This is a genomic window from Ruegeria sp. C8, from assembly GCF_056537565.1.
On sequence record NZ_JBQFRV010000010.1, the window covers coordinates 20,689 to 36,874 of the forward strand.

The 16,186-nt window shown below is 60.4% G+C and carries 19 protein-coding genes; 9 read left to right on the forward strand and 10 right to left on the reverse strand.

Going from position 1 to position 16,186, the window contains the following annotated elements; all coding sequences use genetic code 11:
- Positions 1–14 precede the first annotated feature (14 nt).
- From ACR0KL_RS13940 to ACR0KL_RS13965, 6 genes are all read right to left on the reverse strand, one after another.
- On the reverse strand, positions 15–1,109 hold the full coding sequence (locus ACR0KL_RS13940; protein WP_170679280.1) for a flagellar basal body P-ring protein FlgI: 1,095 nt from the start codon (positions 1,107–1,109) through the stop codon (positions 15–17).
- Entirely contained in the window at positions 1,106–2,113 is a 1,008-nt protein-coding gene (locus ACR0KL_RS13945; RefSeq protein ID WP_170679278.1) for a flagellin, read from the reverse strand. The genes ACR0KL_RS13940 and ACR0KL_RS13945 overlap by 4 nt, the downstream gene beginning before the upstream one ends.
- 2 nt (positions 2,114–2,115) lie before the next feature.
- The gene (gene flgK, locus ACR0KL_RS13950; protein WP_480777166.1) at positions 2,116–3,567 is read right to left on the reverse strand and encodes a flagellar hook-associated protein FlgK; all 1,452 of its coding nucleotides are present in this window, start codon (positions 3,565–3,567) and stop codon (positions 2,116–2,118) included.
- Positions 3,568–3,594: 27 nt separating this feature from the next.
- Positions 3,595–4,890 carry a flagellar hook-basal body complex protein gene (locus tag ACR0KL_RS13955; protein WP_170679274.1) on the reverse strand — a complete coding sequence of 432 codons (1,296 nt, stop codon included), beginning with the start codon at positions 4,888–4,890 and terminating at the stop codon, positions 3,595–3,597.
- Between the two features lie 91 nt (positions 4,891–4,981).
- On the reverse strand, positions 4,982–5,821 hold the full coding sequence (locus ACR0KL_RS13960; RefSeq protein ID WP_170379932.1) for a flagellar motor protein MotB: 840 nt from the start codon (positions 5,819–5,821) through the stop codon (positions 4,982–4,984).
- 87 nt (positions 5,822–5,908) lie between these two features.
- Entirely contained in the window at positions 5,909–7,246 is a 1,338-nt protein-coding gene (locus ACR0KL_RS13965; RefSeq protein ID WP_480777167.1) for a FliI/YscN family ATPase, read from the reverse strand.
- A gap of 87 nt (positions 7,247–7,333) precedes the next feature.
- On the opposite strand from ACR0KL_RS13965, the gene ACR0KL_RS13970 reads away from it, so the two are divergent.
- The 9 genes from ACR0KL_RS13970 to ACR0KL_RS14010 are packed head-to-tail and all read left to right on the forward strand — an operon-like array spanning position 7,334 to position 11,887.
- On the forward strand, positions 7,334–7,723 hold the full coding sequence (locus ACR0KL_RS13970) for a FlgB family protein (RefSeq protein WP_480777168.1): 390 nt from the start codon (positions 7,334–7,336) through the stop codon (positions 7,721–7,723).
- Between the two features lie 12 nt (positions 7,724–7,735).
- A complete protein-coding gene (flgC, locus tag ACR0KL_RS13975; RefSeq protein WP_170689418.1) occupies positions 7,736–8,122 on the forward strand; it encodes a flagellar basal body rod protein FlgC in 387 nt (128 codons plus the stop codon).
- A 12-nt stretch (positions 8,123–8,134) separates the two neighbouring features.
- Positions 8,135–8,425, forward strand: coding sequence for a flagellar hook-basal body complex protein FliE (gene fliE / locus ACR0KL_RS13980; RefSeq protein ID WP_480777169.1), 291 nt, complete (start codon positions 8,135–8,137; stop codon positions 8,423–8,425).
- A gap of 3 nt (positions 8,426–8,428) precedes the next feature.
- Positions 8,429–8,701: a flagellar biosynthetic protein FliQ gene (locus ACR0KL_RS13985; RefSeq protein WP_170550381.1), complete on the forward strand. Its 273-nt coding sequence runs from the start codon at positions 8,429–8,431 to the stop codon at positions 8,699–8,701.
- Positions 8,701–9,411, forward strand: coding sequence for a flagellar hook-basal body complex protein (locus tag ACR0KL_RS13990; protein ID WP_170679266.1), 711 nt, complete (start codon positions 8,701–8,703; stop codon positions 9,409–9,411). The genes ACR0KL_RS13985 and ACR0KL_RS13990 overlap by 1 nt, the downstream gene beginning before the upstream one ends.
- Positions 9,412–9,426: 15 nt before the next feature.
- Complete coding sequence (flgG, locus tag ACR0KL_RS13995) at positions 9,427–10,212, forward strand: flagellar basal-body rod protein FlgG (RefSeq protein ID WP_170479799.1); 786 nt, start codon at positions 9,427–9,429, stop codon at positions 10,210–10,212.
- Positions 10,212–10,628: a flagellar basal body P-ring formation chaperone FlgA gene (gene flgA / locus ACR0KL_RS14000; RefSeq protein ID WP_480777170.1), complete on the forward strand. Its 417-nt coding sequence runs from the start codon at positions 10,212–10,214 to the stop codon at positions 10,626–10,628. The genes flgG and flgA overlap by 1 nt, the downstream gene beginning before the upstream one ends.
- Positions 10,628–11,359, forward strand: coding sequence for a flagellar basal body L-ring protein FlgH (flgH, locus tag ACR0KL_RS14005; RefSeq protein ID WP_480777171.1), 732 nt, complete (start codon positions 10,628–10,630; stop codon positions 11,357–11,359). The genes flgA and flgH overlap by 1 nt, the downstream gene beginning before the upstream one ends.
- A gap of 9 nt (positions 11,360–11,368) precedes the next feature.
- On the forward strand, positions 11,369–11,887 hold the full coding sequence (locus ACR0KL_RS14010; RefSeq protein WP_170641837.1) for a flagellar basal body-associated protein FliL: 519 nt from the start codon (positions 11,369–11,371) through the stop codon (positions 11,885–11,887).
- Between the two features lie 5 nt (positions 11,888–11,892).
- On the opposite strand, the gene ACR0KL_RS14015 is transcribed toward ACR0KL_RS14010, so the two are convergent.
- Genes ACR0KL_RS14015 through flhA form a run of 4 tightly spaced genes read right to left on the reverse strand, consistent with a single transcriptional unit; the run spans position 11,893 to position 16,149 of the window.
- Positions 11,893–12,273: a hypothetical protein gene (locus ACR0KL_RS14015; RefSeq protein WP_170491458.1), complete on the reverse strand. Its 381-nt coding sequence runs from the start codon at positions 12,271–12,273 to the stop codon at positions 11,893–11,895.
- Positions 12,270–13,355, reverse strand: coding sequence for a flagellar type III secretion system protein FlhB (flhB, locus tag ACR0KL_RS14020; protein ID WP_170679262.1), 1,086 nt, complete (start codon positions 13,353–13,355; stop codon positions 12,270–12,272). The genes ACR0KL_RS14015 and flhB overlap by 4 nt, the downstream gene beginning before the upstream one ends.
- A complete protein-coding gene (locus ACR0KL_RS14025; RefSeq protein ID WP_170679260.1) occupies positions 13,352–14,125 on the reverse strand; it encodes a flagellar biosynthetic protein FliR in 774 nt (257 codons plus the stop codon). The genes flhB and ACR0KL_RS14025 overlap by 4 nt, the downstream gene beginning before the upstream one ends.
- Positions 14,122–16,149 carry a flagellar biosynthesis protein FlhA gene (gene flhA / locus ACR0KL_RS14030; RefSeq protein ID WP_480555023.1) on the reverse strand — a complete coding sequence of 676 codons (2,028 nt, stop codon included), beginning with the start codon at positions 16,147–16,149 and terminating at the stop codon, positions 14,122–14,124. Before flhA ends, ACR0KL_RS14025 begins: the two co-directional genes overlap by 4 nt.
- Positions 16,150–16,186 lie beyond the last annotated feature (37 nt).

A 16,186-nucleotide genomic window follows, 5' to 3' on the forward strand; every position in this document is an offset into this window, starting at 1 on the left:
CGTGAAGGGGGCCTCTATCGTACGATGAATTCGGCATGCAGGGCGCCCGCGGCTTTGATCGTTTTCAAAATGTCGATCATGTCGCGCGGCGAAACCCCCAGGGCATTCAGCCCTGCCACGACCTCAGATAGGGTGGTGGCTTCTGGGATTTCGGCCAGACCGGTGCCTTCCTCTTCTTCGATGCCTGCGAAGGTTCTGGGCACCACGACGGTCTCTCCGTCAGCGAACGGGTTGGGTTGTATGGCAATCGGAGCCTCTTCCACTGTCAAAGTCAGGTTGCCTTGGGAAACCGCGACCCGAGAAATCCGAACCTCTTGCCCCATGACAATCGTACCCGAGCGCTGATCGACCACAACGCGGGCCTTGGTTTCAGGCTCAACTAGAATGTTTTCGATCCGACCGATAGCGTGCGCTGTGGACACGGACTGAGTGGCTGCGATGTTCAGTTCAACGGTTCCGGAATCGCGCATGATGGCCACGGCGCGATTGAATTCACGGTTGATGGCCGTTTCAATCCGCCCCGCTGTCGTAAAATCAGGCTCACGCAGGGCCAGCCGCATCTGGGTCAGGGTGGACAAATCAAAGTCGATCTCGCGCTCGACCCGCGCGCCGGATGGGATCACGCCCGAGGTGGGAACGCCCCGGACAACGGACGCGGCCTCACCTTCAGCCGATGCGCCACCTGCCAGCACTGTGCCTTGGGCAACAGCGTAGATCTGTCCGTCCGCCGCGTTCAGCGGGGTCATGATCAGCGTGCCGCCCAACAGGCTACTTGAATCCCCGATGGCCGAGACAGTGACGTCGATTTGCCCTCCGACCCGCGAAAACGGGGGGAGGCTGGCCGTCACAAGGACGGCGGCCACGTTCTTGGGGCGAAAATCCTCGCCATTCACATTCACGCCCAGCCGTTCGAGGATGTTGGACATGATCTCTTCGGTGAAGGGGGAATTCCGCAACCCGTCGCCGGTTCCATTCAGGCCTACGACAAGGCCGTAGCCGACCAGGTCGTTGCCGCGCACCCCGTCGAAATCAACCAGATCTTTCAGGCGGATTGCGCCGGCGAAAGCAAGGCAGGGCATCAGAGCCAAAAGAAAAACAAGAACCCTCATCTCAGGAAGTTCACCAGTGATAGGTTCGCATTGCGAACTGTGACGGAATAGAGGCTTTCCAATTGGAACTGCACGGCCTGAAGCTTGGTGGCCGTTTCATAAGGATCGGCCTCGATCAGGGCGTTGCGAGTGTATTCCAGACTGGTGCGCCCGGCGGCGTTGCGGGTTGTCGCCTGTTCGACACGCGCTTCGGCGGCACCGACCTCGGCCCTTAAAATGACCGTGTCATCCTGCGCATTTGCCAGAGCAACACCCAATTGCTTGAACAACCCGGTGCGCTGATCGTTTGGCACCGCCAAGGCATCGTCGGCAACCAGTGCGGCCACAGCAACATCCCTGAGCGCCGCCTTCAGCGCTGGGTCCGTTGCCGTGATATCGAGAGTAATGCGTTCATTCTCGGCAATCTGCATGGACGGCAGTGCGGCATTCGACCCTTGGTAGATCACCGCGTCAAAACCTGCAGGGTCGTTGAACCAAGCCTCGGCTGCGTTGCGAATGTCGGTCACAGTCACCAAGCCCGTCAACTCAGCCTCAAGCGCGGTCAGCAAGGTCTCGGCCGATGGCAGCGGCGAGACATCCGTCGCGGTGCCCGAAAACAGGCTGCGGCCGCCAATCCGGGTGTTCAGCGCGGACATCATCGTATCCAGCTCATTGCGGGCCTGGACCGAGGCTTGTTCATGCGTCACAGCGTGGTTCGCCGTACCAAAGGCCAGCAAGGTTGCTGTCATCTCGCCTGTCGATTCACTGAACACGCCGAGGCTTTGCTGCATGGCGTCCGAGAACAGCTTGGCCTCGGACGTGGCGATGCCAAACGCATCCAAACGCGTCAGGCTGCGGTCCAAATCGAGGAGATGCGAATAGTCGCCGCCCAGATGGCCTGAGACGTCCTGCACCTTTCCGGTCGACATTTCATACGACAGGGTTTCAATCTGTTGCTTGATCTGGGTGGACCGGGTCTGCAAGGTCAGACCTCGGGCAAGATCACCTATGGATGTCAGCGTCATGTTTATAGCCTCAATAGAGTGTCCATCAGCTCATCCACGACCGAGATGAGACGCGCATTGGCCGCGTAGGCCTGTTCGATCTGCATCAGCTGTTGCAGTTCCTGATCGGTATCAACGCCCTGTTCTGCCTCTAGCTGCTGCATCTGCTTCTGGGCGCCGGTTGCGAATGTCCTGCGTTGTTCGGCAACATGGGCATCTGCGCCAACGCGCGACATCATCGCCTCGGCGATCTCAGAGGTGCGCATGTTTCCGGTGCCAAAGATCGCCCCGGCGACTGGGCGGGCTTCGACCAGAACGGCGCTGAACGCTTGCAGCTGGGTCGAATCTCCGGGATCGTTCGGGGCAGCAGCGCCGAGACCTGCACGCAGCCTCCAGCTGTCGCCACCGGAATCCGGGTCGACGACCGTGTTGAGGCTGATGCGAGAGGCAATCCCGGTCAGCATCGTCAAATCCAGACGGTTTCCGCCGTCCGTGAACAAACCCGGATCGGTGGCCAATGCCGTTGGATCCAACCCGGGTGTTTCAAACCGCTCCACGAGATCGCGCGCAACCGTGTCGAGTTGGGTTTGCACCTCGGGTGCAAGCTGGTCGCGGATTTCAAATTGGGCCGCCAGGGCCCCGCCGCGGATCTGTGCGGCATCACCGCTGGTCCGGACCGGGTTTCCGTTCATCTCCAGCCCTGACAGCAGGCCGTTGCCAACGGTCATATGGGGCTGAGTGTCGCCTGTGGTGGTGAAGGAAAACTCAGCCGCTTTGCCTTCAAGCAGGATCAGCCCGCCATCGGAGTAGAGAGAAACACGGTCATTGTCGCGCGGGACGACATTGACCGGAATCAGCTCATTGACCTGGTCGATCAGAACCTGCCGCTGATCCAGAAAGGCATTGATGTCACCGCCCGAGTTCCGGATCACGGGAATTCTGGCGTTCAGATCCTCGATATCCTTGAGGGTCTGGTTCAGGCTGGCGATCTGCGAGCCGATCGTCCGGTCCGCGTCCGAGCGCAACTGGCGCAATCCTTCCGATGCCCGATTTAGACTGGCGGCCAGGTCGCTGCCACTGCGGGCCACTTCATCCAAACGCTCGACCGAGTCATGCAGGCTGGCGGCGGTGATCAGACTGCTTTCGAACTCGGCCAGACGATTGGTGAGCGACGCCGCATCCTCGGGCGTGCCCACGACCCTTTCAAGCTGAGTGTGAAAGTCGGCCACAGCGGATTGGTGCGACAGATCGGCGTCGGTGGCGCGGCGATTGGCCGTCAGAACCGGGTCCTGATGCCGAATGATGCCTGCGGTGCGAACGCCATTGCCTGAAATCAGGCTGGTGGTCAGCTCCAATGAGCGTTTCGCGTAGCCGGGTGTCAGGGCGTTGGCGATATTTTCGGAAACGACCGACGCACCCCGGCTGGTGGCGGTCAGGCCGGTCATGGCGTTGTTCAAAGCTGTCGACAGGTTCATCCGACGGGTCCTTTCCGAGGGTCAAAGTCAGCGTTTGATATTGGTAGTTTCCTGCAGCATCTCATCGACGGTCTGGATCACCTTGGCGCTTGAGGAATAGGCGCGCTGGGTCTTGATCATCGAGGTCAGCTCGGTCGCGACATCCGTGGTGGATTCCTCGCGCGCGAAGGATACGAGGTCACCCGTGGGGCCTTCACCCGCATTCCACAGGAAGAACGTGCCGCTCTCACGCGACGGTGCATAGGTTTGGCTATCCAGCGCGGTCAGGCCGTTGGGGTTTGGGACGTCTGCTAGAGGGATCTGGAACATGCGGCGGCTGACACCGGTGTCGTAGAAGGCGTAGACATATCCGTTTTCATCGACCTGAACGCTGGTCATCGTTCCCACCGCTGACCCGTCGCGCGTGATCGAGACGGGGGCGAAGGTGTCCGACAATTGCGTGATCCCATCCGCGTCGCCGATCTGGCCGATATTGATCTCCATCGGGCCGCCCGCGACGTTCACAACCACGCTTCCGGTTACCGGATCATACGCGCCACCTGTTACCGGAGTGACCGTGGCAAGCGTACCGCCTGCGGTCCGGTTGTCAGTGAAGGTCAGAGTGTATTCGCCGATCACCGTCCCGCCCGACGCTGAATCGCGCATGATCATGGTCCATTCATTGCTCGACCCTGTTGCCGGGACGGTTGGCACCAGCTCGATATCGACGCTTTCGGATTTGCCAAGGTTGTCGAAATATTCAACAGACAGGGGCTGTGTATCACCTGGCGCGCCCGCATCTGTAGCGGTCGCAGGTAGGTTCATGCGCAGGTTCATCTGTGTTGTTGGGGCACCGGACAGCTGGTTCACACTCAGCTGAATGGGCTCAAGCGCCGCGGGCGTATCCCGTGGCACAGCAGGGATCGAGCCATCCGGGTTCGCGCGCCATCCCAGAAGGACCAGACCCGATTCGGTGACCAGATAGCCCTGATCATTTGTGCGAAATGATCCGGTGGTGGTCAGCAGCATCTCATTCGAGCCACCCGCAATCTGCGAGCTTGGCCGCACCGGCAGCATACCCCGCCCGCGCACCGCCAAATCGGTCGAGTTGTTCGTAGTGACCAGTGAGCCGCGTTGATCAATCAGCCGTTGGCTTGTGGTGCGCACACCACCAGCGGAATAGCTGCCCCCCTGGCCCGAGGTGACCATGGAATGAAAATCCGTCTCCACCCGCTTGTAGCCGTAGGTTGAGGAGTTGGCGATGTTGTCTGAAATCGTAGCCAGCCTGTTGGCATTGGCCTTCAACGCCGCCACACCGGCATTCAGCGAAGAGGAAATGGTCATTGGCACGCCCTTCTGTTGCGTCAATCGTTGATGCAACAGGTAACGCGCTGGGCCTTAACAGCGCGCTAACAGGTAAAATGCCACCTATCCTTTAGCGATTTCGCAGAAAGATCACCTCGATCCGGTTGTTGCGAACGGCCATGGGATTGCTGTTCGACAACTCTCGGTCCGCGTGCCCGGTCACCCGGTCAAGCCTCTGTTCTGAAAAGCCTTTATCCTCAAGAAGCTGCCGGACAACCTGCGCCCGCGCGGTGGACAGATCCCAGGCCGGGTTGTCGGCCAGAACCACCGGAGACGCGCTGACATGCCCTTCGACGGCGACGTCATTGCGCACCAGATCCGATGATCGGGCCACCAACAGGGCCAGCGCGCGCATCATCGTGGTCGGCTTGTCTGTTCCCGATTCGAACAGCGGCTGATCCTCGGTGTCGAACAGCTCGACCACCAACCCTTCGTCGGTGACGCGCGTGACGATGTGCTTCAGCACCTTGTCCGACACCATACTCTCGCCCGTGCGCCCCAAAAGCTGCGCCTCGAGCGTCGAGAACTCCTCGGTCGTTCCTTTGCCTGCGCCGTCGGCATCCACTCCGGTGGAGCCGCGCGCCTTTCGGGCGTCAGTCGGGAAGCGGGCACTTGCGCCCGATCCGTCCATCACCATCGTTTTCTCGGAAAACATGTTGTTGCCGCCAAAGGCCCCGTCGCCCCCACCCGAGACCGGGTTCACCGGAATCGTTGGCGAGAAATAATCCGCCAGCCCTTTGCGTTGTTTTTCGGTCGTTGCATTCAGCAGCCACATCAACATGAAGAAGGCCATCATGGCCGTGACGAAGTCCGCATATGCGACCTTCCACGCGCCACCGTGATGGCCATCGCCACCTGATACACGCTTCTTCTTGATGATGATTGGCGCCGCATTGGTTTGCGCACCCATCTCCACCACCTTTTTATCACCCAGTTACAGGCGTAGCAGTGCAGGTCTTAAGGGCGGCTTAACACTTAAAATGCTTCGGATTTCGCCTCATCGCGGCAAACCTGCCGACGCCCTGCGCAGGATCAGCGACAACCGGTTGAAGCTGTTCTCGATACCCTCGGGATCGGTTTTGCCGAAGAAGCTATCCAGCTCATCATGAACACGCACGGCCTGATCCAGCAGCGGGTCCGAACCCTCGGCATAAAGACCGGCCCGGATCATCACCTCGGATTGTTCATAGCTGCCCACCAGCTTGCGGGTTTCCGAGATCATCTGGTTCTGGGCCTCGGTCGCGGCGGCAGGCAGGCTGCGCGACACCGACCGGCTGAGGTCAATGGCGGGGAATCGCCCGCGCTCGGCGATTTCTCGGCTTAGCACGATATGGCCGTCCAGAACGCCGCGTAGGATATCTGCAACCGGCTCGTCCATATCGGAGCCAGCGACCAGAACACTGAAAACGGCAGTAATGTCGCCCTGCGCCTGCGTGCCCGGACCCGCGCGCTCACACAGATTGGCGATCAAAGGGGTCACCGACGGGGGGAACCCGCGCAGCGACGGTGATTCCCCCATCGCCACGGCGATTTCACGATGCGCCTCGGCGAAGCGGGTAACCGAATCGGCCAGGAACAAAACGTTGAGGCCCTGATTGCGCAGATACTCGGCCACCGACATTGCCGACCACGCGCAGCGGCGACGGGCCAGAGCGGACTGATCCGAGGTCGCCGCCACCACAACCGCGCGTTTCATCGCCTCAGGCCCCAGCGCATGGGTCACGAACTCATTCACCTCGCGCCCGCGTTCCCCGACCAGAGCCACGACAACCGCATCCGCCTGCATCGACCGGGCCAGAGTCGCCAGCAGCGTCGATTTACCAACGCCCGAGCCAGAGAATAGACCCACGCGCTGGCCCTGCACGATCGGCAAGATGGTGTTGAGGACAGACAGACCGGTTGCCATTCGCTCACCCAGCGGTTTGCGCTCAACAGCGGGCGGAGGAGGTTGCACAATGTCCCGCGCCTGCGCCCCCGGCAGCAGCGGTTTTCCGTCCAGCGCTAGGCCAAACGGGTCAATGACCCGACCCAACCAATGCATCCCCGGCGCAAACTCGGGCGAGGCTTTCAGGCTCACACGGTCGCCAAGACTGACTCCATCGGGGGCAGAGCCGGGAATCATGCGGATATGCTCGGCCCCCACGTGCAGAACTTCGCCCTCAAGATCAGGACCCGCGCGGCGGTGGAGCGTCAACAGGTCACCGATTCGCGCATGCTCCGTCAGGCCGCTGACCTCGATCACCCCATGCGCCACGCCGGAGACAAGGCCCACATGGCGCACTGCGGACAGCCTGTCGAATTCGTATTTCAGAAGCATAGGGTCGAGATCGGACATTGTGGGTTCTCCAACTGTGTTCTGAAAACGGTTTCTAAAGGAATCGGGGTTAAGCCTTGATTGAAATTGATCGAGGGAGAAGCCCCGATGTTCTATGACCTGAACGTCTTTAAGACAGCGTACGCAATGGCAACCCATGCCGGACAACGGCAGGCGGTCATTGCGCGCAACATGGCCAACGCTGATACGCCGGGCTACCAGCCCCGCGATATCGAGGCCTTTAAAACCGCATTCGAAAACACCTCGGCCAAGACCGAAATGACCGCCACCCGGCAGGGTCATCTGAACGGCAGCAACCTAACCGGGCAAAGCTGGGCCGAGTATGAGGCTGAGCCGCATGGCGATCCCAATGGCAATGGCGTGTCGTTGGAAGGCGAGATGCTCAAAGCGATTGAGGTCAAGCGCCAGCACGACCGCGCTTTGGCGATCTATCGCTCGTCCATTGGCATTCTGCGCACCAGTCTGGGCCGCGGGTAAGGAGCGTTTGATATGAGCGATTTTTCCCATTCCCTATCCGCCTCGGCCAGTGCGTTGCGCGCGCAGGCGGCCCGATTGCGGCACGTGTCCGAGAATATCTCGAACGCGGATACGCCCGGATACCGGCGTAAGACCGTCCCGTTTGAGACCGTCCAGCAGGACGGCAGGGCGATGGTGCAGGCGGGCCGTGTGCAACTGGATCGCCGCGACCTGTCGCGCATTCACGACCCGAGTCACCCGCTTGCGGATGAGAGCGGGCACTACCTCGGTTCGAATGTCGATCTGATGATCGAGATCGCCGACGCGCGTGAAGCGCAGCGCAGCTACGAGGCCAATCTGAAAATGTTCGATCAGACGCGGCAGATGTCGTCGTCGCTTATGGAATTGCTTAGAAAATAAAGGAGAACCAGAATGGATATCCGATCCCTGACCGCCGCACAGAACTATACTGTGGCCCGCCCTGCAACGCAGGCCAATCCCGACCATGAAGGCATGGCACAGGGCCTGCGTTCAACGTTTCAGGACTTTGCCACAACCCTCAAGCAAAGCGAGCAGAAGTCGCAGGCCGCGATGACCGGGCAGGCCGATCCACATGCGCTGGTGCAAGCGCTGGCCCAGACTGAACTTGCGGTCGAAACGGCCGTGATCGTTCGCAACAAGGTGGTCGAGGCCTATCAGGAAATCCTGAGAATGCCGGTCTGAGCCATGCTGAACGAAGGTCTTTTCTACGACATCGTCCGCCAGGCGCTTTGGGTCGCGGTGATCACCTCGGTCCCGATCCTGACGGTGGCGCTGATCTCGGGCCTGATCGTGGGTCTGTTTCAGGCCCTCACCTCGGTGCAGGAGATGACGCTGACCTTCGTGCCCAAACTGATCGCCATCGTTGTCGTGTTCTGGATTTCGATGGGGTTCATGACCCAGACACTTGTCACGTTTTTCACGGGAACCCTGGTTCCGCTGATCGCAGGAGGTCGCTGATGGATACCGCCTATGTCACCCTGTCTCGCCAATCCGGGCTGATGAATGAAATGCGGCTGGTGGCGAATAACATCGCCAACGCCAACACCACCGGCTATCGCGCGCAGGGGCTGGTGTTCTCGGAATTTGTCCGTGACATGCCGGGCAATCCCTCCCTGTCCATGAGCCGGGCCGAGGCGCGCAATACCTCTCAGCAGCAAGGGGTTCTGACCGAAACCGGAGGGCAGTTCGACTTTGCCATCGAAGGGGACGGCTTCTTCATGGTGGAAACCCCGGAAGGCAACCGCCTGACCCGCGCGGGCAGTTTCTCTCCCAATGCCGAGGGCGATCTGGTCGCACCGGATGGCGCACAGGTGTTGGACAGCAATGGCTCGCCGGTTTTCATCCCGCCCGATGCGGCCTCGATTGATGTGGGCAGCGATGGGACGCTCAGTGTCGAGGGGCAATTGCTGGGACAGATCGGGGTCTACCGCGTCGAAGATCTCAAGGAACTGGTGCGTGAGGGCAATACGCGGTTCAGCACGACCGGCAATATTGACCCCGTTGATGCGCCTGTTGTCCTGCACCGTTTTCTCGAAGGTTCGAATGTCAACGCCATCGCTCAGGTGACCCGGCTGATCGAAATCCAGCGCGCTTACGAATTGGGTCAAAGCTTTCTCGAAACCGAACATGAACGGGTACGCGGCGCGCTCAAAGCGCTGATGCGCTAAGAAAGGAGATATCCCATGCGGGCATTGAAAATCGCGGCGACAGGTATGACCGCGCAGCAAATGCGGGTCGAGACGATCTCGAACAACCTGGCGAACATGAACACCACCGGGTACAACGCGCGCCGGGCCGAGTTCGCGGATCTGCACTACCAACAAATGGCGCGGGCCGGCGCAGTCAATGCTTCAGACGGGACGGTTCTGCCAACGGGTATTCAGCTGGGTCTGGGCGTGCGCCCTGCCGCCGTGACGGTGCAGCTGGCACAAGGGGCCGTGTCGGCCACGGGTAATGATCTGGACGTGGCCATCGAAGGGCGCGGCTATCTTGAGGTGACGCTGCCTAACGGTCAGGCCGCCTATACGCGCGATGGCAGCCTTAAACGCTCGGCCGAAGGGCTGATCGTGACATCGGACGGGTTCGCCGTGTCACCCGAGATCACAATCCCAGATGACGCTCGGTCCATTTCGATCAACGCGTCGGGTGAGGTCTATGCCTATTTCGACGATGCCCCCGAAGGCCAACGATTGGGCGAGTTCACCTTGACCAGTTTCTCAAACGCCAAGGGTCTGGAGGCCATTGGCAGCAACCTGTTCAAAGAGACCGAGGCTTCCGGCGCACCGGTACAGGGCGTACCGGGAGAGGACGGATTGGGCACGTTGCGGCAAGGGTATCTTGAGGACAGCTCGGTCGATGCTGTGCGCGAGGTGACGGAACTGATCGAGGCCCAGCGGGGCTATGAAATGAACGCCAAGGTCATCACCGCCGTCGATCAGATGATGAGCGCAACGACGCAGGTGCGCTGATGCGAGTGTTATTGCTTGGCCTGACCCTGATGGCGCCGGTTGGGGCCCTTGCCGAGATTGTGGTGCCGACCCGGACGATCCGCGCGAAAGAGATCATCTCGCATGTGGATCTTGAGACAAAGCCGCGCGACCTGCCGGGGGCTGTGACCGATCCGAATGCACTGATCGGGCAGGAGGCCCGTGTCGCGCTTTATCCTGGCCGCCCCATTCGCGCGGCGGATGTCGGTCCGCCCGCGCTTGTGGATCGCAATGATCTGGTCGTTCTGTTGTTCAGCAGCCAACCGCTGTCGATCACAACCGAAGGCCGCGCGCTGGGCCGGGGCGCGGTGGGGGACCGAATTCGCGTTATGAACCTGTCCTCGCGGACAACAGTGACGGGCCGGATACGGTCTGATGGTCAAATCGAGGTAAAATGATGTCTGGATTGTCAAAACCCCTTCTTCTTGCGGTACTTACGATTTCTGCCTGCGGGCGGTTGGATCACCTGGGCAAACCGCCCAGCTTCACCCCGACCGAAGATTCGCCGGAACAGGTGGCGATGCTGTGGCCCGGCCTGCCCTTGCATACTCAACCGCAGCGAACGGTGGATCGGTCGTCGCTTTGGAGTGGGGGGCAGCAATCGCTGCTTGGTGACCAGAGGGCCATCAAGAAAGGCGATATCCTGACCGTCGTGATTGAGCTGGACGAAGAGGCTGAGATCTCCAACAACACCAACAGGTCGCGGTCAGTATCTGAAAATCTGTCAGTGCCGAACCTATTCGGATTGCCGCAAAGGGCACAAGACAAACTGCCCGAAGGGGCTTCGTTCGATGAGGCCGTCGGGATCGAATCTGAGGCCTCAAGTTCCGGTCGCGGATCGGTGCGACGGAATGAGAAACTGACCCTGCGCGTGGCCGCGACGGTGATTGACGTGCTGCCGAACGGAGTTCTGTCGATCTCGGGCGCGCAAGAACTGCGCGTGAATTTCGAACTGCGAGAGCTGCTGGTGTCAGGCTATGTGCGCCCGCAGGACATCTCGCGCAAGAATGAGATCACCTATGACAAGATCGCCTCGGCGCGTGTGTCCTATGGTGGTCGCGGGCAGATCACGGATGTGCAACAGCCGCGCTACGGCCAGCAGATCCTCGATACCCTTTTGCCGTTCTAAGGGGCTCTTATGATCAAGAAACTGCTCCCCGTGATTTTTCTGGTCGTTGGCACGGGTGCCGGCATCGGCGCCGGGACCTTCCTTGGGTCCGGTGAAACGAAGAAAGAAGCCGAGGGGACTGAAAAGGTTGAAAAGGAAACAAAGGCAAAACCCGCCAAGTCCAAGAGCAATGACAAAGACAAGGGGAAAAAGGGTGAAGGTGGAGGCTTTGAATACCTGAAGCTCACCAAGCAATTTGTTGTGCCGATCGTGGAGGATAAGGAGATCTCAGCCCTCGTCACCATGTCCCTGAGCCTTGAGGCAAACTCGGCCATCACCGAAACCTTCTACGCGATCGAACCAAAGCTGCGGGACGGTTTTCTGCAAGTGCTGTTCGATCACGCCAATACCGGAGGGTTCGACGGTGCTTTCACGCATTCCGACAACCTCGGCACCTTGCGAAAATCTCTGCTTGAGGTGGCGAAGAAGGATCTGGGTGACGATGTCTCGAAGGTCCTGATCATGAGTGTCAGTCGCCAGGATACCTGAGGCCGTCACGGTTTAGGCCGTGACCGCGCGCGCTTCTGTTCGGCCTTGAGGGTGTCATTCAGGCGTTCAACCGCTTGTTTTCGCCCAAAGGCCTGACGCAGTTGCTGCATGGCTGCAAGTTTCTGTGCCCGGCATCGCGCCAATTCCATGTTCAATTGCCGCCGTGTCGCGGCCTCCCACCCATTCCACAAAACATCGGTTCCGGTGATCTGATACCCATCGGTCACCGCACTGTCCTGGCGGGTTTGCACGACCTGTGCGTCAAGACGCGCCAACTGAGCCTGCACACGCGCTTCGGCCTCCAGCACGGGCCGCAGCTTTTGATATTCGCTTTGGTAGACCGCTTCGGTGACCGATTTCAGGGCGGGCAGTTCGTGACGTTTCATCCAATCTGTCCTTTCGCGCGCTTTCGCATGGCTTCGGCAAACCGGATCGCAGCGGCGACCGGGCGGTAGTGTTCTTCGGCGATCTCCTGCCCGATGTCGACGGTCGCGTGAATCGCGCGTGCCGTTGGCGGGTCCGAATGGATGGGAACGCCGGCCTCGCCTGCAGCCGACCGAATTGCGGCGGCCACCTCATCGACACCCTTGGCTACACAGACGGGGGCCGCCCCAGCTGCCCGGGACCATTTCAAAGCGACCGCGTAGTGGGTCGGGTTCACGATCACGACGTCGGCTTTTGGCACATCGGCCATCATCGGATTGGTCGCAATCTCCTGCGCCCGCGCGCGGCGCTGTTGTTTGACATGGGGGTCGCCCTCGGCGTCCTTGGTCTCATCCTGGATTTCCTTACGCGACATCCGGTTCTTGCGCATGTGTTCGGCATATTGCCAAACGTAGTCGACGACCCCGATCGCAAGTGCGATAGCTATCACGATAAACAGAAAGCGAAACAGCAGGTTCATCATCAGCAAGATCGAGCTATGGGCCGGGGCTGCGCTGGCGGAAACGATCTCGGCCAGATTGGCCTTCAGAAACAGGGTAAGACAGGTGCCGTAGATCAGCAGTTTGGCAAAGCTCTTGGCGAATTCGAACAGCCCGCCCCGCCCGAACTTGTTTTTGGCGTTGGATAGGAGTGAGATCCGCGCGAGTTTGGGTTGCAACTTGGTGGGTGCAAAAATCAATGCGCGCTGGGCGATAAGGCTCAGCAAGACCGCCGCCGTGGGAAGCGCAAACAGAAGGGCCACGGGTAAAAGCGCGCCTTTCAGCATTCCGGCGACCGGTGCTGTTGCCGGCCCCGATGTAACAAGCTGCGCGATGCCATCCGACTGGTCGATCAGAACCACAAACAATGCGCCCATCTGATCGACCGTGAACTTGCCGACCGTCAGCAGCGCGATCAGCAAACCGGTATAGGCGGCAACAACGGACAGATCAGTGGACCTTGCAACCTCACCTTTTTCGCGTGCCTTCTGTAGCTTCTGAGGCGTCGGGTCAAAGGACTTGTCACTGTCGTCATCGGTGCTCATCGACCGGACTCCAGTGGGTTGAGGGTAAATGAAAACAACGCATGTGCCCACACAGACAGGATCAGGGGCGCTCCGGCAAATAGCAGGAACAGCCCGGCAAAGGTGATCGCGGGGGCGCCGACAAAGGCAACCATCAGCTGCGGCATCGCCCTGTTGATGACCCCGAGGGCGAGGTTGTAGATCAATGAGGCGATCACGAACGGAGTGGCCAGCGCAAAGGCTAGCCCGAAGCTGTGGGCGATCTGTCTGACGCCCCACTGCGACAGATCAGGGGCCGAGAGGGCTTGACCCATCGGAAACATCGCGTAGCTGTGGATCAGAAACTCGGCTATTCTGATGTGCAGATCCATCAGCACCGCAAGGGCCAGTCCGGCCAATGTCAGGAAAATCCCCAAGGCAGGGGCCGGGTCGGCGGCCGCGCCACCCAAAAGTTGAGATAGCGATGTTGATTGCGCCGCAATAGACCCGGCGGTCTGCAGGGCCAGCACAAACAGGCGCAGCCCCATGCCCAGAACCATGCCGACCAGAACCTCGGTGCCGACCAGACGCGCCATCGGCAGCAGGTCCGGATTGGATTGCGGGGAGGGTACCGCAGGCAACACGATCAGGGTAAAGGCCACGGTGACCGCAAACTTGACCCGGACCGGGATGCTGCGTTCGCCAAAAGCGGGCAAGAGGGTGACCACAGCGGACACCCTCAGAAAAACGGCAAACACATGCCACAGCCCAGTGCCGAGTTGTCCCAACAGCTCGGGCGGCAGGGCGATCATGCGGGTACGGTTCCGACCAGGGCGGGGCGAGCCTCGAGACCAATCTCTTCGAAAGAGAGAACCGGATTGGACACCCCGCGCGCCTGCATGATCGAGCGCAACAGGCGTCGTCGACGTGTTGAGGTCACGACGGCTGGAAACAACCCGTGATCGGCGGATTGTGCGACGCTGTCCACCACGCCATCGGCCAGCTTGTTGAACAGGTTGGGGGGCAGCGCCACGTCCAGCCCGGCGGCGTGTCCGTCGATTTGGTAGCTGGCAAACGTATCCTCCCATTCCGGAGCCAGTTGGATCAGCGGGATCGAGCCATCCTCACGCTTCATCTCGGCCACCAGCTGAAAGCCCAGCCGCTGGCGGACCAGCTCGCAAATGCCTTCGGGCTGGGTTGTGGTCAGCCGCGCTTCGGCCACGCTTTCAAGGATGAGGGCCATGTTGCGGATCGAAACACGCTCATCCAGCAGCAACCTCAGAACGGCGTGCAGCGTGTCGATCGGCACCTTGTCGGGGATCAGTTCATCCAGCAGCTTGCGGTTTGCCTCGGCCCGGCCGGGATCGCTGAGGCGGGTCATTTCCAACAACAGACGACGCAGGGATTTCAATGTCAGCAGGCGTGAAAAGTTCTGCTTGATGATCTCCAGCAGATGGGTCGCCAGAATCTCGGGCGGAGAAACGATGGTGGCGCCGTTCAGGGCGGCATCCTCTTGATCTTTGGGTAGAATCCAGCGAGCAGGGGCACCATAGACAGGCTCGGTCACGTCATTGCCATCGGGCAAAAACTCATGCCCGTCCTGCACCAGCGCCAATACCAGATCGGGGTTTAGCACACCGCGCGCCTGTTCGACGCCCTGCACCTTGATGACATAGGTGCCGGTGGGCAGGTCGGCGCGGTCGGTCAGGCGAATCTCGGGCAGGATGAGGCCAAAGGTCGAGGCCACATAAGTCCGCATATTCGCAATGCGCGCGTCCAGCCCGGTTCCGGGGTTTAGCACCATGCTGACAAGGTCGGGCGCGAACTCCAGATGTACGTCGTCCAGATCTAGAATATCGCCAATGGCTTGCGAAACAGGGGTTTCCGCTTCGGGCGCGGGGGTCTGGGCCTGAAGCGTGTCGGCCTTCTGCTTTTGATGGACCCTGTAGGCCGCGTATCCCAAGACACCCGCGCCCAGCATGAAGGGCAGGAAGGGCAGGCCGGGAACGAGGGCGAAGAGAACCATCAACACAGCCACTGTGCCCAGCGCGGCTGGGTGCTTGCCCAGTTGCGAGAAGATGGCGTTGTCGGTCGCGCCCTGCGTGCCGCCGCGCGCCAGCAATAGCGCCGAAGCGATGGAGATGATCACCGCTGGGATTTGCGAGACCAGACCATCGCCCACGGTCAGAATGGCGTAGGTCTCAAAGGCGGATGTGACCGGCATACCATGTACGATCACGCCCATGACCAGCCCCATCACAAGGTTCAGCAGCGTGATCAACAGCCCGGCGACCGCATCACCTTTGACGAATTTCGACGCACCATCGAGCGAGCCGAAGAAGGTCGTCTCCTGCTGTTCGCGTTCGCGCCGCTCTTTGGCTTGCTGGTGATCGATGGCCCCGGCGGACATGTCGCTGTCGATGGCCAGCTGTTTGCCCGGCATCCCGTCCAGAGCAAAGCGTGCGCCAACCTCGGCCATCCGCGCGGCACCCTTGGTGATCACCATGAAATTCACGATCAGCAGGACGCAGAACACCACGAGGCCCAGAAAGATGCTGCCGCCCATCACGAAGTTGGCGAAGCCTTCGATGACGTTGCCTGCCGCATTTGGCCCGGTATGGCCCTGACCGATGATCAGTTTGGTGGACGAGACGTTCAGCGACAGCCGCAGCATCAGCGAGGCCAGCAGGATCGTCGGGAAGGATGAGAAATCCAGCGGGCGTTCGATGAACAGCGTCAGGGTGAAAATCAAAATGGCCAGCGCGAAGGACGCGGCCAGCCCCACATCCAACACCCAGGCAGGCATCGGCAGGATCATCATCACGATGACGGTCATCAGCGCCAGCGCCAATAGGACGGTGGGCGAGAACAGG

Excerpts from the sequence above, each read along its gene's own strand:
- ACR0KL_RS13940 (WP_170679280.1), bottom strand. The coding sequence starts at position 1,109 with ATGAGGGTTCTTGTTTTTCTTTTGGCTCTGATGCCCTGCCTTGCTTTC.
- ACR0KL_RS13945 (WP_170679278.1), bottom strand. The coding sequence starts at position 2,113 with ATGACGCTGACATCCATAGGTGATCTTGCCCGAGGTCTGACCTTGCAG.
- flgK (WP_480777166.1), bottom strand. The coding sequence starts at position 3,567 with ATGAACCTGTCGACAGCTTTGAACAACGCCATGACCGGCCTGACCGCC.
- ACR0KL_RS13955 (WP_170679274.1), bottom strand. The coding sequence starts at position 4,890 with ATGACCATTTCCTCTTCGCTGAATGCCGGTGTGGCGGCGTTGAAGGCC.
- ACR0KL_RS13960 (WP_170379932.1), bottom strand. The coding sequence starts at position 5,821 with ATGGGTGCGCAAACCAATGCGGCGCCAATCATCATCAAGAAGAAGCGT.
- ACR0KL_RS13965 (WP_480777167.1), bottom strand. The coding sequence starts at position 7,246 with ATGTCCGATCTCGACCCTATGCTTCTGAAATACGAATTCGACAGGCTG.
- ACR0KL_RS13970 (WP_480777168.1), top strand. The coding sequence starts at position 7,334 with ATGTTCTATGACCTGAACGTCTTTAAGACAGCGTACGCAATGGCAACC.
- flgC (WP_170689418.1), top strand. The coding sequence starts at position 7,736 with ATGAGCGATTTTTCCCATTCCCTATCCGCCTCGGCCAGTGCGTTGCGC.
- fliE (WP_480777169.1), top strand. The coding sequence starts at position 8,135 with ATGGATATCCGATCCCTGACCGCCGCACAGAACTATACTGTGGCCCGC.
- ACR0KL_RS13985 (WP_170550381.1), top strand. The coding sequence starts at position 8,429 with ATGCTGAACGAAGGTCTTTTCTACGACATCGTCCGCCAGGCGCTTTGG.
- ACR0KL_RS13990 (WP_170679266.1), top strand. The coding sequence starts at position 8,701 with ATGGATACCGCCTATGTCACCCTGTCTCGCCAATCCGGGCTGATGAAT.
- flgG (WP_170479799.1), top strand. The coding sequence starts at position 9,427 with ATGCGGGCATTGAAAATCGCGGCGACAGGTATGACCGCGCAGCAAATG.
- flgA (WP_480777170.1), top strand. The coding sequence starts at position 10,212 with ATGCGAGTGTTATTGCTTGGCCTGACCCTGATGGCGCCGGTTGGGGCC.
- flgH (WP_480777171.1), top strand. The coding sequence starts at position 10,628 with ATGTCTGGATTGTCAAAACCCCTTCTTCTTGCGGTACTTACGATTTCT.
- ACR0KL_RS14010 (WP_170641837.1), top strand. The coding sequence starts at position 11,369 with ATGATCAAGAAACTGCTCCCCGTGATTTTTCTGGTCGTTGGCACGGGT.
- ACR0KL_RS14015 (WP_170491458.1), bottom strand. The coding sequence starts at position 12,273 with ATGAAACGTCACGAACTGCCCGCCCTGAAATCGGTCACCGAAGCGGTC.
- flhB (WP_170679262.1), bottom strand. The coding sequence starts at position 13,355 with ATGAGCACCGATGACGACAGTGACAAGTCCTTTGACCCGACGCCTCAG.
- ACR0KL_RS14025 (WP_170679260.1), bottom strand. The coding sequence starts at position 14,125 with ATGATCGCCCTGCCGCCCGAGCTGTTGGGACAACTCGGCACTGGGCTG.
- flhA (WP_480555023.1), bottom strand. The coding sequence starts at position 16,149 with ATGACCGTCATCGTGATGATGATCCTGCCGATGCCTGCCTGGGTGTTG.